Annotated in this window: 14 protein-coding genes; 9 read left to right on the forward strand and 5 right to left on the reverse strand. The window is 68.1% G+C overall.

The annotated features are described in order from the left end of the window. The first annotated feature begins 267 nt into the window (after window positions 1-267). The 4 genes from HT136_RS13530 to HT136_RS13545 are packed head-to-tail and all read left to right on the forward strand — an operon-like array spanning window position 268 to window position 7,360. Entirely contained in the window at window positions 268-3,666 is a 3,399-nt protein-coding gene (locus HT136_RS13530) for a transglutaminase family protein (RefSeq protein ID WP_214200330.1), read from the forward strand. Next, window positions 3,656-6,163, forward strand: a complete 2,508-nt coding sequence (locus HT136_RS13535) for a circularly permuted type 2 ATP-grasp protein (protein WP_343222185.1) — start codon at window positions 3,656-3,658, stop codon at window positions 6,161-6,163. The genes HT136_RS13530 and HT136_RS13535 overlap by 11 nt, the downstream gene beginning before the upstream one ends. Next, window positions 6,163-7,059, forward strand: a complete 897-nt coding sequence (locus tag HT136_RS13540) for a transglutaminase family protein (RefSeq protein ID WP_214200332.1) — start codon at window positions 6,163-6,165, stop codon at window positions 7,057-7,059. The genes HT136_RS13535 and HT136_RS13540 overlap by 1 nt, the downstream gene beginning before the upstream one ends. A gap of 16 nt (window positions 7,060-7,075) precedes the next feature. After that, window positions 7,076-7,360 (forward strand): DUF1294 domain-containing protein, encoded by a 285-nt coding sequence (locus HT136_RS13545; RefSeq protein WP_214200333.1) that lies wholly within the window; start codon window positions 7,076-7,078, stop codon window positions 7,358-7,360. An 18-nt stretch (window positions 7,361-7,378) separates the two neighbouring features. On the opposite strand, the gene HT136_RS13550 is transcribed toward HT136_RS13545, so the two are convergent. The 3 genes from HT136_RS13550 to ccmA form a co-directional block, all read right to left on the reverse strand. Further along, a complete protein-coding gene (locus HT136_RS13550; RefSeq protein WP_214200334.1) occupies window positions 7,379-7,825 on the reverse strand; it encodes a hypothetical protein in 447 nt (148 codons plus the stop codon). A 372-nt stretch (window positions 7,826-8,197) separates the two neighbouring features. Continuing rightward, entirely contained in the window at window positions 8,198-8,857 is a 660-nt protein-coding gene (locus HT136_RS13555) for a heme exporter protein CcmB (RefSeq protein ID WP_214200335.1), read from the reverse strand. Further along, window positions 8,854-9,444: a heme ABC exporter ATP-binding protein CcmA gene (ccmA, locus tag HT136_RS13560; protein WP_214200336.1), complete on the reverse strand. Its 591-nt coding sequence runs from the start codon at window positions 9,442-9,444 to the stop codon at window positions 8,854-8,856. Before ccmA ends, HT136_RS13555 begins: the two co-directional genes overlap by 4 nt. A gap of 78 nt (window positions 9,445-9,522) precedes the next feature. On the opposite strand from ccmA, the gene HT136_RS13565 reads away from it, so the two are divergent. Genes HT136_RS13565 through HT136_RS13580 form a run of 4 tightly spaced genes read left to right on the forward strand, consistent with a single transcriptional unit; the run spans window position 9,523 to window position 12,864 of the window. Beyond that, window positions 9,523-9,831, forward strand: coding sequence for a 4a-hydroxytetrahydrobiopterin dehydratase (locus HT136_RS13565; protein ID WP_214200337.1), 309 nt, complete (start codon window positions 9,523-9,525; stop codon window positions 9,829-9,831). After that, window positions 9,832-10,971: an acyltransferase family protein gene (locus tag HT136_RS13570; protein ID WP_246543696.1), complete on the forward strand. Its 1,140-nt coding sequence runs from the start codon at window positions 9,832-9,834 to the stop codon at window positions 10,969-10,971. Beyond that, on the forward strand, window positions 10,949-12,454 hold the full coding sequence (locus tag HT136_RS13575; protein ID WP_214200338.1) for a hypothetical protein: 1,506 nt from the start codon (window positions 10,949-10,951) through the stop codon (window positions 12,452-12,454). Before HT136_RS13570 ends, HT136_RS13575 begins: the two co-directional genes overlap by 23 nt. Before the next feature lie 50 nt (window positions 12,455-12,504). Beyond that, window positions 12,505-12,864, forward strand: coding sequence for a YigZ family protein (locus HT136_RS13580; protein WP_214200339.1), 360 nt, complete (start codon window positions 12,505-12,507; stop codon window positions 12,862-12,864). Between the two features lie 24 nt (window positions 12,865-12,888). Here the strand turns inward: HT136_RS13580 and HT136_RS13585 are convergent, their stop codons facing one another. Both HT136_RS13585 and HT136_RS13590 read right to left on the reverse strand, forming a co-directional pair. Further along, entirely contained in the window at window positions 12,889-13,110 is a 222-nt protein-coding gene (locus tag HT136_RS13585) for a hypothetical protein (RefSeq protein WP_214200340.1), read from the reverse strand. Between the two features lie 201 nt (window positions 13,111-13,311). Then, complete coding sequence (locus HT136_RS13590) at window positions 13,312-13,929, reverse strand: DNA-3-methyladenine glycosylase family protein (protein WP_214200341.1); 618 nt, start codon at window positions 13,927-13,929, stop codon at window positions 13,312-13,314. 181 nt (window positions 13,930-14,110) lie between these two features. Between HT136_RS13590 and HT136_RS13595 the strand changes: the two genes are divergently transcribed. Next, window positions 14,111-14,428, forward strand: a complete 318-nt coding sequence (locus tag HT136_RS13595; RefSeq protein ID WP_214200342.1) for a 2Fe-2S iron-sulfur cluster-binding protein — start codon at window positions 14,111-14,113, stop codon at window positions 14,426-14,428. The last annotated feature ends 114 nt before the right edge of the window (window positions 14,429-14,542 follow it).

A 14,542-nucleotide genomic window follows, 5' to 3' on the forward strand; every position in this document is an offset into this window, starting at 1 on the left:
TCGGGCGCGGCGATCTCGCAGGCCTTGGCCGGGCCTTGCGTCTTCGCGTCCGTCGGGCCTGTCTGGGGCGCATCCTGCATCACGGTACCTGTCGATCCTTCCATCTGTCCCCCTGGCGGCGCGAGGCTTCAAAAGCGAGCCACCTGCCACGTCTCCATTACCGTTTCGCGGCAATCGAGGCTCGTCCGTTACACTGTACTGAATTCTGCTGTGAGGCCAAGTGAACAGCGTTGCAGTGCAACAGCGTTTCGCGCAAAGTCATGCGCGATGATCAAAGCGGCTCTGCACCACCTCACACGCTACCGCTATTCCAAGCGGATAAAGCTCGGCCCCCAGGTAATCCGGCTGCGCCCGGCGCCGCATTCGCGCACGGCGGTGCCCAATTACTCATTGAAGATCTCTCCGCCCGAACATTTCATCAACTGGCAGCAGGACCCGCACGGCAACTGGCTCGCGCGGATCGTCTTCCCGGATCCGATCGACCATTTCCAGATCGAGGTCGACCTGCTCGCCGAACTGGCGGTGATCAACCCGTTCGATTTCTTCGTCGAGCCCGACGCCGAGGAATATCCCTTCCAGTACACCGAGGCGATGAAGGCGGACCTTGCCGCCTATTTCGAGGTCGAGAAGCAGGGGCCGCTGTTCGAGGCGCTAGTGGCCCAGTACGCAGGGCACGAGGGGCGCACGGTCGATTTCCTCGTCGAGATCAACCGCCAGCTCGAACAGCGCATCGATTACGTGATCCGCATGGAAGCTGGCGTGATGACCCCCGAGGAGACGCTCGAGGCGGGCAAGGGCTCGTGCCGCGATTCGGCCTGGCTGCTGGTGCACCTCTTGCGCCGCCTTGGCTTTGCCGCGCGTTTCGTCTCGGGCTATTCGATCCAGCTGGTCGCCGACGTGCTGCCCAAGGAGGGGCCGCAAGGTGTGCTCCAGGACGTCACCGACCTCCACGCCTGGGCCGAGGCCTTCGTGCCCGGCGCGGGCTGGATCGCGCTCGACGCGACCTCGGGCATGTTCGCGGGCGAGGGGCACATCCCCCTTTGCGCCGCGCCGCACTACCGTTCGGCCACTCCGATCGAGGGGCTCGCCGAGCCGGCCGAAGTCGATTTCCACTTCGAGATGGACGTCAGCCGCATCGCCGAGGCGGTGCGCATCACAAAGCCGTTCACCGAGGAGCGCTGGGAGAACCTGCTGGCGCTCGGTGACCGGGTCGATGCGGACCTCGTTGCGGGCGGGGTCAACCTGACCATGGGCGGCGAGCCGACCTTCATCGCCGATGGCGATTTCGAGGCGGGCGAGTGGAACGGCGAGGCGGTGGGGCCGACCAAGGCTGCCTATGCCGACAGGCTGATCCGGCTCCTGCGCCAGAAGTTCGCGCCGGGCTCGCTGCTCCACCACGGGCAGGGCAAGTGGTATCCCGGAGAGACGCTGCCGCGCTGGGGCTATTCGATCTACTGGCGCAAGGACGGCGAGCCGATCTGGCGCGACGATGCGCTGCTGGCGGGTGAAAAGCCCTTGGAGAAAGGCGGCGATCCCGATCCTGTCCCTTCGCTCGATGTCGAACAGGCTGCCAAGGTCCTGATGATGGCGGCGACGAACCTGGGCGTCGAGCCCGATTTCGTCCAGCCGGTCTACGAGGACGCGGGCGTGTGGATGCTGCGCGAGGACGAGCTGCCGGTGAACACCACGCCGATGGACCCCGCGATCGAGGACGAGGAGCTCGCGCGACGCTTCAAGCGCACCTACCGCCGCGGAATGGAGCGGCCGGTCGGCTTCGTGCTGCCGATCCAGCGCTGGCAGACCAAGGTCGCGCCGATCCGCCGCCACTGGCAGAGTGAGCTGTGGCGGGTGCGCAAGGGCGTGCTGACGGCGGTTCCGGGCGACAGTTCGCTCGGCTACCGCCTGCCGCTCGGTTCGCTGCCGCATGTGGCCCCGGCCAATTACCCCTACATCCACCCGCGCGACACCGCCGAGGAGCGCGAGCCGTTGGCCGACATCCGCCGCCAGGTCACCGAGCGCGGGCGCCAGATGCGCGAGGCCATGTCCGGCGAGCGCGGGACGAACCAGCGCTTCGAGACGGTGCCCGAGCCCGCCAGTTTCGGCGAGGCGATCGTCGAGCAGGACATCATCGAGGGCGCGGTGCGCACCGCGCTCACCGTCGAGCCGCGCGGTGACTACCTCGCGGTGTTCATCCCGCCCACCGAGTGGCTCGAGGACTACCTCGAACTGGTCGCGGCGATCGAGCAAGTGGCCGAGGACACCGGTTTGCCGGTGCGGATCGAAGGCTATCCCCCGCCGCCCGACCCGCGCCTCACCGTGCTCAAGGTCACGCCTGATCCGGGCGTGATCGAGGTCAACATCCACCCCGCCGCCTCGTGGCGCGAGAGCGTGGAGATCACCGAGACGCTTTACGACTGCGCGCGCGAGGTGGGCCTCACCGCCGACAAGTTCATGGTCGACGGGCGCTCGATCGGCACGGGCGGGGGCAACCACATCGTGCTTGGCGGCCCGAGCCTGCTCGACAGCCCGTTCATCCGCCGCCCGGACCTGCTCAAGAGCTTCGTCCTCTACTGGCAGCGCCATCCCTCGCTCAGCTACCTTTTCTCGGGCCTCTTCATCGGCCCGACGAGCCAGGCCCCGCGCATCGACGAGGCGCGCCACGATGCCTTGTACGAGCTCGAGATCGCGCTGGCACAGGTGCCGGGGCCCGAGGCGTTGCAGCCCGCGCCCTGGGTGGTGGACCGCCTGTTCCGCAATTTGCTGGTCGACGTCACCGGCAACACCCATCGCACCGAGATCTGCATCGACAAGCTGTTCTCGCCCGACGGGCCCACGGGCCGGCTTGGCCTTGTCGAGTTCCGCGGTTTCGAGATGCCGCCCGACGGCAAGATGAGCCTGGCGCAGCAACTGCTCCTGCGCGCGCTCACCGCATGGTTCTGGAAGGAGCCGCAGCAGGGCGAACTGGTGCGCTGGGGCACCCAGCTCCACGACAAGTTCATGCTCGGCGCCTTCGTGTGGGAGGATTTCCTCGACGTGCTTGGGGACCTGTCCCGTGCAGGCTATGATTTCGATCCGGCCTGGTTCGAGGCGCAGCGCATGTTCCGCTTCCCGGTCCACGGCGAAGTCGAGGGCGGCGGGGTCAGCCTCGAGATCAGCCACGCGCTCGAACCCTGGAACGTCCTCGGCGAAACCGGCGCGATCGGCGGCACCGTGCGCTATGTCGACAGTTCGACCGAGCGGCTTCAGGTGCGCGCGAAGGGCCTCGTCAAGGGGCGTCACGTGATCACCTGCAATGGGCGGCGCGTGCCCCTGACGCCGGTCGGGTCCGGCGCGGGTATGGGCGAGGGCGTGGGCGGCGTGCGCTACAAGGCCTGGTGGCCGGCCGAGTGCCTCCATCCGCTGCTGCCCCCGCACACCCCGCTGACCTTCGACATCTTCGACTTGTGGAACGGGCGTTCGCTGGGCGGGTGCGTCTATGAGGTCGCGCACCCCGGCGGGCGCAACTACGACACCGTGCCCGTCAACGGCTACGAGGCCGAGGCGCGGCGCAAGGCGCGCTTCACCCCGCATGGCCATTCGCCCGGCTCGATGGCCCTGCCGCCCGAGGAAATGCCGGGCGAATTTCCCCATTCGCTCGACCTCAGACGACCGCCGCGTGTCCACTAGCCCTCCTGCGCGGTCAGGCGTGCGAGGGGCTGCGCGGGCCCGGGGATGGCTCGATGGTTACCCGGCGGCACCCGAAGGCGGTGACCTTTTCGTCGATGCCCCGCGCTGGGTCGCCGCGCGCTGGAAAGCGGTGGCGGGCGAACTCGCGCGGCTGGGTGAGGGCGACGCGGCGAGCCTGCAGGAGGCGACCAGCCGCAACGCCGCCGATCTTGGTCTGACCTTCCGCGTCACTGGCGACGAGGAGGAGCGCGCCTGGCCGGTGAACGCGATGCCCTTGGTGATCGGCGCGGAGGAGTGGTCCCGGCTCGAACGCGGCCTCGTCCAGCGCGCGCAGATGCTCGAGAAGCTCGCGGCCGACATCTACGGCGAACAGGCGCTGGTGAAACAGGGGCACCTTCCGGCCGCGGTGATCGCGGGAAGCCCGTTCTTCGTGCGCCGGATGATCGGCCATCCCCCGCAGGGCGGGACATTCCTTCAGGTCTATTCGGCCGAACTGGCGCGGGGGCCGCGCGGGCAATGGCGCGTGCTGCAGGACCGGGTGCGGCTCGCCAGCGGGATCGGCTACACGCTCGAGAACCGGCTCGCGCTCTCGCGCACGACCGGCGACCTGCTTTCGGCGAGCCACGTGCGGCGCACGGCTGGGTTCTTCGAGGACATGCGCGACGGCATGGCGGCGGCCTGCGGGCGCGAGCGGCCCCGTGTCGCACTGCTGACACCGGGGCGTTTCAACCAGACTTACGCCGAACAGGCGCATCTTGCGCGCTATCTCGGCCTGCCGCTGGTGGAGGGGCGCGACCTCTCGGTGATCGACAACCGTCTCTACGTCGGCACGATCGCGGGGCCCAAGCGGGTCGACGGGGTCTGGCGCTGGCTCAACACCGACCTGCTCGACCCGCTCGCCTTCGATGCGCGCACGCAGATCGGCGTGCCCAATCTGTTCGAGGCCTGGGCGGCGGGCGGGGTGGGCATGGCCAACGCGCCGGGCAGCGAAGTGCTCGAATCGCCGGCGCTTGCCGCCTTCATGCCGCGCCTGTGCCGCATCCTGCTTGGCGAGGAGCCGATCCTGCCCTCGATTGCGACCTGGTGGTGCGGCCAGGCGAGCGAGGGGGCAACCGTCGCCCGCCGGCTCGACCAGCTCGCACTGTTGCCCGCGTTCGGGCAGCCGGTCGAGGGTCTCCTCGGCCGCGATCCCGTGGCCGGTGCGCGCCTCTGCGAAGAGCCGCGCGCGTTGTTCCTCGAGGCGCTGAGGCGCCGTCCCATGGACTATTGCGGGCAGGAGATCGTCCAGTTGTCCACCGCGCCCGCGATCATCGAGGGGACAGTCGTGCCGCGCCCGTTCACCTTGCGCGCGTTCGTCGCACGCCGGGCCGACGGGAGCTGGACGGTGATGCCCGGCGGCTTTGCACGGCTTTCCTCGGATCATGCCTTGCCCACCACGATGATGGGCGAGGGGGATCTCTCCGCCGACGTCTGGGTGGTCGACGAGAAGGCGGCCGAACAGCACCAGCGCACCACGCTCTCGGGCGAACCGCCCATCTCGCGCGGGGGCGGCATCCTCGCCAGCCAGGCGGCGGACAATCTCTACTGGTTCGGGCGCTACAACCAGCGCGCCGAGATCGTGCTGCGCGTCGTGCGTTCGCTGCTCGGCAACTCGATGGAAGGCGAAAGCGGACCGAGTGGCAGCGGTGCGGTTGCCGCGACGTTGCTGCGCCTGCTTGAAAGCTGGGGGGCGGCCGATCCGGGCAGCGTTGGCCAGCCGATCGAGAGCGTGTGCGGGCGTGCGCTTTCGGCGAACGATCTGGGTGGTTCGGTGGCGAGCCTGCTCAAGCAGCGTCTCGACGTGGGCATGAGCCTGCGTGAACGTTTTGCGCGCGACTTCTGGCGCATCGTCAGCCGCCCGATGCCCAGCGTTCCGGTCAGCCGCCCGCAGGCGATGCTGGCGAGCGCGCGCTGGCTGGGCGAGCATTTCAGCGCTCTTTCGGGCCTCGTTTCGGAGAACATGGTGCGTTCGGCGGCCTGGCGCTTCCTCAAGATCGGCGAGCGGATCGAGCGGGCTCAGGCGATCTGCCGCATGGCGCACGACCTGGCTGCGATCGTGGGCGAGGGAGAGGAGAGCGCGAGCGGTGTGCTGCTCGACTTGTGCGACAGTCAGATCGTCTACCGCACCCGCTACCTCACCGCGCCCAAGCCCAACCCGGTGCGCGACCTCGTGCTGCTCGATCCCGACAATCCGCGCGCGCTCGCCTTCCAGGTGGCCGACATCGTCGCCCACTTGCAGGCCTTGCCGAGCGTGCGCGACGACAACGTGCCCGAGGCGCCCTTGCGCGCCGCGCGCGCTTTGCTCGGCGAATTGCAGGCGGCGGTGGTGGCCGACCTTACACCGGCGCGCCTGCGCAGCTTCGAGACCCGCCTGTTCGCGCTCTCCGACGCGATCTCGCAGCGCTATTTCCTCCAGTTCGACCGGGAAGGCGCCGAAAGGCGGACGAGATTGATGTGATGCGCTACGCCGTCAGCCACAAGACCACGCTCGCCTACGCCGCCCCGGTGCGCCTCGCGCAATTCAACGTGCGGCTGCGTCCCGCCGCCTGGCCGGGGCAGGTGGTCAGCGACTATGCGCTCACCGTCGATCCGCAGCCGGCGCGCATTTCCGAAGGCGATGGCAGCTATTACGTCAACGAAGCGCGCTTCGGGTTGCAGGAGGCGATTGAGCGGCTGACGATCGAGAGCCGCTTCACTGTCGAGCGCGAGGACGCGCCGTTCCTCTTTTCCGACGAAAAGGGGCCCGCGCTCAACGATTTGCGCGAGAAGGCGATGGCCTTGCCCGATCTCTCGGCGCTGGGACCGGCGTCCTACAGCTTCGCCTCGCCGATCGCGGTGGCCGAACACGAGATCGCGCTCTGGGCCGCGAACCACCTCGACGAGGCGATGCCGGTGATGGAAGCGGGGCGCACGCTCATGGAGGCGATCCACTCCGAATTCACCTTCGATGCGCGCGCGACGGCCACCGACACCGCGCCGATCGAGGCGTTCCGCAACCGTCACGGCGTGTGCCAGGACTTCACCCATGTGATGATCATTGCCGCGAGGGCGCGTGGCATTCCGGCGGCCTATGTCAGCGGCTACTTGCGCACGATCCCGCCCGAGGGAAAGGCGCGGCTGGTCGGCGCGGACGCGATGCACGCGTGGGTCAACTTATGGTGCGGTGAAACGCTCGGCTGGGTCGGGTTCGACCCCACCAACAACAAGCTCGCCGACGCCGACCACATCCTCGTCGGCATGGGGCGCGACTATTCGGACGTGGCCCCGCTCGACGGGACGTTCCGGGGCAATTCGGAGCAGACGATGTTCTACGCGGTCGACGTGGCGCCGCTCGACGCCTCCCCGCCCGCCTAGGGCGCGCGCGAAGGGCATGTCGGAAGCGATCCTGGCCGGATTGGCGGCGCTATTGCTCATCAATGGTGCGAGTGCCGCGCTCTTCGCGCTCGACAAGCGCCAGGCGCGGCTGCGCGGATCACGCGTGCCCGAGCGCACCTTGTTGCTGGCCGCGCTCCTGGGCGGCAGCCCCGGCGCCTACTGGGCGCGCGGCCGCTTCCGGCACAAGACCCGGAAGCAGCCGTTCAGCGCCCGGCTCCATGCCATCGCCCTTGCCCAGCTTGCGCTGCTCGGGGCGCTGGCCTGGTGGTGGCTGCGCTAGGCCAGATGGCCTAGCACGTCAGTCGCGACGGTCGCGCAAGGCCACCGTCTCGCCCGGGAAGATCCCGGCAATGGCAAGCGCGCTGCCGATCCGTCCGAGCGTCGCGAGCATGTCGCCCACGGCGTCCTCGGCGACTACCATCTCGAGCGTCGTGCGGGTCGGAGCGGGGCCGCGATCGCGCAGTGAACTGACGAGTTCAAGCAGGATCGCCTCGTGCTCGGAGACATGGTCGCAGCCCACGGGGCAGAACTGGAACGTCTCGAGCGCCTCGCGGTTGAGCAGCAGCATGGCCCGGTGGAAGGGCTGAAGGGCGCCGATCATGCGCCACTTTGCGAAAGCCGGGGCAAGCATCTGCGCGGGGCAGTGGCGCTTGCCGATCGCGGTGACCCACGCGCGCATCGACCAGACGAGAAAGCGGCAACCCTCGTCGAGTGTGCTGAGCGGGCGGTCGACATACTGGTACATGGACGTTCTCCATCGGGGCTGCGGCGTGGCCGGAAAGGGCCGTGAAAACAAAAAAGCGGCAACCATCGAATCTGGGCTTGCAGATGCGAATGATTATCATTAGCTATTGATACGCGGCTTGATGCTTCCGTCAAGTCCCATGGAATTCGAGGTCAGAGCCCTACCCCGGCTCGCGTCATGGGGCCTCGCAATTCCCATCCTGTGTCCTTGGCCGGGGCGGCTCCTTGCCTTGCCTGCCCCGGCCTTTTTTTGAGGACAGACAGGGACATCCGGCGCCGACTGGCGCAGGGCGAAAATGATCCCCCGGTCGTTCAGAGGTTTTGCCGAAGTTATGCACAACCCTGTCCCCACGCTGGGGCAAGGGGCTGGACGTCAGCCGCGCGCCGCGCGCACCGCCGCGCCGCCCGCGAACGGTGCGATCGCCAGGAGCACGAGGCTGGCCGCGCCGGTCAAGGCAAGGCCGCTTTCGCCGCCGATGGCAAGGCTGCCCGCACCGAAGATCAGGATCGGTACCGCCATCGGGATCACCAGCAGGCCAGCCAGCGCGGCGCCGCCCCTGAGGCCCGCGGTGAGCGCCGCCACTGTCACGCCAAGCGCGGCAAGCCCGGGTGTGCCCGCGAGCAGGCCGAGTTCGACGATGCGCAAGGTCTTCGCCTCGAGGCCCAGCAGCGCGGCGGCGGGCAGCGTCGCCAGCATCAGCGGCGGGCCGAAGCTCAGCCAATGGGCCAGTACGCGCACCGCGATGACCAGTTCCTCGGAGATGCCGCGCAGCGCCCACTGGTCGAACTGGCCCTGTTCGATGTCGGGTTCGACCAGCCGATCGAGCGGGAGGATCGCGGCGAGCAGCGCGGCGACCCAGATCACGCCCCCACCGGTCCGGGCCAGCAGCGGGGCGTCGGGACCGACCGCGAAGGGGTAGAGCATCGCCACCGAGAGGAAGAACAGGACCGGCATCAGCGCGCCGCCGCCGCGTCCGCCCAGGAGCAGCCGCGCGAGGTCGCGCTTCAGGAGAGACGCCACGCGCCCGCTCATGCCGCGTAGTCCGCCAGCGCGAGGGAGCGAAGGCCCGGCAGCGCGAACGGCTGGTGCGAGGCAACGAGCGCGATGCCGCCGCCTGCGCAATGTTCGCGCACGATCGTCTCGGTCAACGCCACGGCGTGGACGTCGAGCCCGTTCAGCGGCTCGTCGAGCAGCCAGAGCGGCGCGTTCTGCCCGATCAGCCGCGCGAGCGCGGCGCGTTTCTTCTGCCCGGTCGAGAGATAGCGCACGGGCACGTCGGTGAGATCGGCAAGGCCGAGCCGTTCGAGCGCGGCCCGGGCCTCGTCCGGGGCGGTGCCGTCGATGGCTTGCCAGAAGGCCAGCGCGTCGCCGAGCGAACGGGTGGGGTCGAGCGCGGGGCGTTCGTCGACGAGGCCGATCGCGCCGGCACGTTCGACCGTGCCCGCAAAGGCGGGGGCGAGCCCGGCGACGATGCGCAGCAGGCTGGATTTGCCGATGCCGTTGCCGCCGGCAACCTGCACGGCCTGCCCTGCGTTGAGGTCCATCGACAGGCCGCGAAACAGCAGCCGGTCACCGCGGCGGCAGGCAAGCTCACGGATTGCGATTTTGACCTCTTGCATGACGCCGTGCCCTAGTGGAAAGCCCCCGTTCTGCCAAGCGTTCTGGCGTGGCAGGCGATTCGTTGGAAGTGTTTCGTCATGCCCTTGTCTTGCCTCACGAATTCCCAGCGCGACACGCTTCTGTCCGAGCACGGCGCGTGGCACTTGCGCGCGGACGGCAAGGCGATCGTGCGCCACTTCGCGTTCGCCGACTTCAACACTGCGTTCGGTTTCATGACCCGCGTCGCGCTTCAGGCCGACAAGCTCGATCATCACCCCGAGTGGAGCAACGTCTACAACCGGGTGGAGATCACGCTCACCACGCACGACGTCGACGGCCTGAGCGAGCGCGACGTCGCGCTGGCGCAGTTCATCGACGTGGCCGCTGCGGCGGCAGGCGCGGGCTGAATGGCCGAGCGGGGCCCCGAAAACCGCGAAATGGACGATCGCTTCCTCACCCGGCCGCTGTCGGTCGCGCTCGATTTCGCGCGCTTCCTCGCCGCCTTCCTGGTGGTGGTCGGGCACAGCGTGCAATTGCATCTCTATACCGGATATTACCCGTTCAGCGGGCGGCTCCAGCATTACTGCGTGATCGTGTTCTTCGTCCTTTCCGGGCTGGTCATCTCGACCTCGGTGACGGCGCGTCGCTCAAGCCTCGCGCGCTACACGATCGCGCGCGTCAGCCGCATCCTGCCCGTGGCGATCCCGGCCTTGCTCTTCGCCGCGCTCGCGGCCTATGCGCTGACCGGGCCAGTGCAAGTGCGGATCGACAACAGCCCGGACGACCCCTTGCTCTTTGCCGAGCGCATCCTGCCCCCACTGGTGTTCATCAGCGCCTGGCCGGGCATGCCTGCGCCGGTCTGGAACCCGCCCTACTGGTCGCTGTGCTACGAGGTGTGGTATTATGCGATCTTCGCGCTGGCCTTCTTCTTGCGTGGCTGGTGGCGGGTGGCGGCGGTGGCGCTGGCGTGCTTTCTCGCGGGCTCGACCCTCTTGCTGCTGTTTCCGGTCTGGCTGCTTGGAGTGGCGCTGACGCGTGTTCCCGCGGCGCGCAGACTGCCGCTCGCTTGCGCTCCGGTGGTGCTGGTGGGGTGCCTGCTCGCTGCCTGGGGTCTGTTCCAGGTCGATCGCGAAGTGCTCAATCCGCTCGCGGCCGAGGTCTGGCCGGACAAGCTCAAATGGTCCTCCTGCGTCCTCTCGGACTACGTCATGGGGCTGATCATGAGCGCGGCGGTGATTGCGCTTCGTCCGGTCGTCAACTGGCTCGCGGAGCCGGTGATGAAGCTGCAGCGGCCAGCGCAGGCGCTCGCGGGCTTTTCTTTCACACTCTACCTGTTCCACTGGCCGCTGATCCAGTTGCTGCGCTCCTGGGGCCTTCAGGCTGGCGAGAGCCCGTGGCTCTGGGCGGCCTTGCTCGGACTGGTCGTCACGCTCAGCGCGGCCTTTTCGATCCTGACCGAGCGCCAGTCGCCGCATGTTCGTGGCTGGATGGAGCGGCGCTTCCTGCCCGAGCGGGGAGTGCCCGATGCGCGGGCCGTCGTCGCCTGAGCGCCGATGGCGGGCGCGTGAGCGCTCCGCCTTGTACGCCGCGCTGGGTGGCGCTTTCCTCGTTTTCGCCCTTTTGGCGATCGCCCATCGCGGACCTTGGTACGACGAGCTCTACACTTATTACATGACGCGCCCCGGGCAGCCCTTCGGCGCGCTGTGGGCCGGTTGGCTGCGCGACAACCATCCGCCGACGTACTATTTCCTCGCTTGGCTGGCCAATCTCTTCGGCCCCGCGCTGGTGGCGCATCGGTTGATCAACCTTGTCATCGCAGGCGCGGCGCTGTCGGTGCTCTGGGCCTTGGCGCGGGTGTGCACGGCCTTGCGGCCGCTGCTGTTCGCCTATCTCGTCGCCTGTGCGAGCTACCCTTCCGCCGTGATGCAGGTGGCCGAACTGCGCTCCAACTTCCTGGCCTACGCGAGCGCGGCCCTGGCGGTGGCGGCGCTGGTCGGTCTGGCCACGCCGGAAAGCCGCCGGGGAAGGGGGAGGGCCGCGGTGCTCTGCACCGTCCTTGCATTCGCCTTCTGCGTGCACCTGGCCGAGACGGTCATCGTCGCGGGGGTGTGCGCTGCGTTCGGCCTGCGCCTGCTGCTCGAGCGCGCCTTGCCGCAAGCCGCTCGCCTTGCCGTGATCGGTGCGCTCGCCGCGGTGCCGTTCGTGCTGTGCATGGCGGTGCAGTTGGCGACCATCGCGGGCAACACGCAGGTCTTCTGGATCGCAGGCGGCCTTTCCGCGGCGCGCTGGGCGATCGAGCTGGAAGTCCTCGCCAACCTCGCGGCCAATCCGGCACTCACCCTGGCGGGGCTGGTTGGCCTCGCGTTCCTTGTCGCAGGCGATTTTCGCCGTCGACGCGTTTCGGAACCTCTCCGGCTGGTCCTGACGCTGGCCGGTGGACTGGCCCTGGCGGTGGCGATGCTGGTGGTGATCCATCTCCAGCGTCCGTTCATCATCGACCGCTACCTCGTCGGCCTTCATCCGCCGATCGGGATGATCATGGCGATCGGGAGCGCTTCTGCGCTGGAGCGGCTCGGCAAGGGAGGGCGCACGCTGCTTTGCGTGGCGCTTGTGGCGGGGGCGATCTGGGCCATGGCGGCGGCAGAGCGGCTGGTCGAGGCGCGCACCAGTTGGGACGGAACAGGGGCAGCCATCGGCGAGCTGGTGCGCGCCTGTCCGACAACGCGGGTCTACAGCGATACGGCCTGGAACCGCGTCACGCTTGACCTTCCCCCGCGCGACAACCGTGCGGTGATCCCGTTTGCCTACCGCTGGGTGGCGCAGCGCCATGGCTTTGCGCTGACGGACGCGCGTTCGCGTGACCTTTCGCCGGCGTGCCCCACCGTGTTCTGGACCGAGCACGTCGCCGGGCAGTCGCCTTCGGCGGGGGCCATCATCGCTTCGCTGCGCGCGCGTGGCTTTGCGATCGGAACTGCGGACCTGCGCCGGATCGGCGACGGCTGGCTGCTGGTGGTTGCGCCCGATGGCTGAGAACGCACGCGCTTTGCAAGTCGCGGCGCGGCGGACTAGAGGCGCTGGCCATGCGCACGTTCGACAAGATCATATCCGACCGGGGCTCGAAATACGCGGTGTCAGGGGCGCCGTGCCGCGACGCCAATGAGGCACGCCGATTGATCGAAGGCCTCAAGAGCGCGCGCAAGTTCGCCAAGGCCACCCACAACAGCTGGGGGCTGATCGGCGAGGATGGCCCGGTCAAGAACGACGATGGCGAGAGCGGGGCAGGGATGATCATCCTCCAGCAACTCGAAGCCGCAGGGCTCGAACGGCACCTCGTCGTGGTCACGCGCTGGTATGGTGGCAAGCACCTGGGGGGCGATCGGTTTCGCCACGTGCGCGACGCGGTGACGTATTATCTGGAAGCTCTGAACGGGCCTGCCTGAGCGAGGCCCCGTACTCCCGCGCGCTCAGGCGCTCAGCGCGCTGGAGTAGTGGGCTTGCCGGGGGGGCTGGGAACGCACCCGACGAATGGTGCACAGACGCGTATCGTCGAGATAGAGCTGCGCGTTGCGGTCGCGGGCTTCCTTGTGCGCGAAGATCAGGGCTTCGCTCGAATCGCTGGCCGTGAATTCAAGCCGCCGCGCGAGGCCGGTCTCGTCCTCATCGAAATGCAACTGGTAGACGGGCATTGCGTATCCTCAGGTCCATTCGGCGCGACGGTTCGCTCCGGAACCGGCCTGCGCGCGCTCTCTCACGTATCGTCACTTGGCCGATCGCGGGGGTCTTTTCATTGATCCGCCGCAACTTGCCTGCCGGGGCGAGAATGGAATTATAGGACGAAAGTTCCCGGCCAACGGCACAGGGACGGCCCTGCGCGTCCGGACGAGCGGCTAGAGCGCCGCGTTGTTGTAGCAATGCCAGGTGAATATCGCCGCCGAGCCACGATGCGGGCGCCAGCCTTGCGCGAGCGCGCGCGTATCCTTCTCGTTCGGGCGTTCGGGCAGGCGCAGGATCTTGCCGATGCCAACCTGCACGGCAAGGTCGCCGGCGGGCCAGATGTCGGGGCGTCCTTCGGCGAAGAGCAAATAGATCTCGGCCGACCAGCGTCCGATGCCCTTGATCCGCACGAGCTCGGCAATCGCGGCCTCGTCGTCCTCGGGCAGGTTGTCGAGGTCGAGTGTTCCGGCCACTACCAGTTCGCACAAGGAGCGGGCGTAACCCTGCTTCTGGCGCGACAGGCCGCAGCCCCGAAGCGCATCAAACTCGGCCGCGAGCAGGGCGTCCGGCGGCAGGTCGGGCCCGAGCAGCGCCTCGAGCCGGTTCCACACCGAACTTGCTGCCGCGACCGAGACCTGCTGGCCCACGATCGTGCGCAGCAAGGTCGCATAGCCCTTTGGGCGGATGCGCGCCTCGGGATAACCGCATAGTTCGAGCGCGCGCGCCAGCGCCGGCTCGGTCGCGGCGATGGCGTCGAGCCCTTGTTCGATCTGCTCTGCCGCGATGCCCATGCCCGTTCCTTTTTCCCGTTCGTCCACACCCGGCGCGGTCCGGGGTTGTTCAGTATGAACTTTTCGCGATTTAGTATGAACAAACCCGCTTGCCAAAGCCGAAAGGCGCTTCTAGCACCGCATGCGCAAGGCGTGTAGACGCGCCGGGGGCTTACTCGCAAACAAGAGGGAAAACAGGAAAATGCCGCAGATCACCGTCGTCAACCAATCGGGCGTGGAAACCAGCGTCGAGGCCGAGGAAGGCCGCACCCTGATGGAAACCATCCGCGACAACGGCTTCGACGAACTTCTTGCGCTGTGTGGCGGCTGCTGTTCGTGCGCGACCTGCCACGTGCACATCGATCCGGCCTTCATGGACAAGCTGCCCGAGATGGGCGAAGACGAGAACGACCTGCTCGACAGCTCGGACAGCCGCAACGAATATTCGCGCCTTTCCTGCCAGATCCCGGTCACCTCGGCGCTCGAGGGCTGCAAGGTCACGATCGCGCAGGAAGACTGACCCTTTCTCACCCCAGCCATTTCGAAGGGCGGGCGCTTGGCAAGGAAGCGTCCGCCCTTCTTCATTCACCGATGGTCCAGCTTTGCCCCCCTAAAGCGCAATTCGATTGCGACA

Origin of the sequence: Novosphingobium profundi, assembly GCF_018491765.1 — a bacterium.
GTDB lineage: Bacteria > Pseudomonadota > Alphaproteobacteria > Sphingomonadales > Sphingomonadaceae > Novosphingobium > Novosphingobium profundi.

Excerpts from the sequence above, each read along its gene's own strand:
- HT136_RS13530 (WP_214200330.1), top strand. The coding sequence starts at position 268 with ATGATCAAAGCGGCTCTGCACCACCTCACACGCTACCGCTATTCCAAG.
- HT136_RS13590 (WP_214200341.1), bottom strand. The coding sequence starts at position 13,929 with ATGGGCATCGCGGCAGAGCAGATCGAACAAGGGCTCGACGCCATCGCC.
- HT136_RS13570 (WP_246543696.1), top strand. The coding sequence starts at position 9,832 with ATGGCCGAGCGGGGCCCCGAAAACCGCGAAATGGACGATCGCTTCCTC.
- ccmA (WP_214200336.1), bottom strand. The coding sequence starts at position 9,444 with ATGCAAGAGGTCAAAATCGCAATCCGTGAGCTTGCCTGCCGCCGCGGT.
- HT136_RS13580 (WP_214200339.1), top strand. The coding sequence starts at position 12,505 with ATGCGCACGTTCGACAAGATCATATCCGACCGGGGCTCGAAATACGCG.
- HT136_RS13595 (WP_214200342.1), top strand. The coding sequence starts at position 14,111 with ATGCCGCAGATCACCGTCGTCAACCAATCGGGCGTGGAAACCAGCGTC.
- HT136_RS13545 (WP_214200333.1), top strand. The coding sequence starts at position 7,076 with ATGTCGGAAGCGATCCTGGCCGGATTGGCGGCGCTATTGCTCATCAAT.
- HT136_RS13555 (WP_214200335.1), bottom strand. The coding sequence starts at position 8,857 with ATGAGCGGGCGCGTGGCGTCTCTCCTGAAGCGCGACCTCGCGCGGCTG.
- HT136_RS13585 (WP_214200340.1), bottom strand. The coding sequence starts at position 13,110 with ATGCCCGTCTACCAGTTGCATTTCGATGAGGACGAGACCGGCCTCGCG.
- HT136_RS13575 (WP_214200338.1), top strand. The coding sequence starts at position 10,949 with ATGCGCGGGCCGTCGTCGCCTGAGCGCCGATGGCGGGCGCGTGAGCGC.
- HT136_RS13565 (WP_214200337.1), top strand. The coding sequence starts at position 9,523 with ATGCCCTTGTCTTGCCTCACGAATTCCCAGCGCGACACGCTTCTGTCC.
- HT136_RS13550 (WP_214200334.1), bottom strand. The coding sequence starts at position 7,825 with ATGTACCAGTATGTCGACCGCCCGCTCAGCACACTCGACGAGGGTTGC.
- HT136_RS13540 (WP_214200332.1), top strand. The coding sequence starts at position 6,163 with ATGCGCTACGCCGTCAGCCACAAGACCACGCTCGCCTACGCCGCCCCG.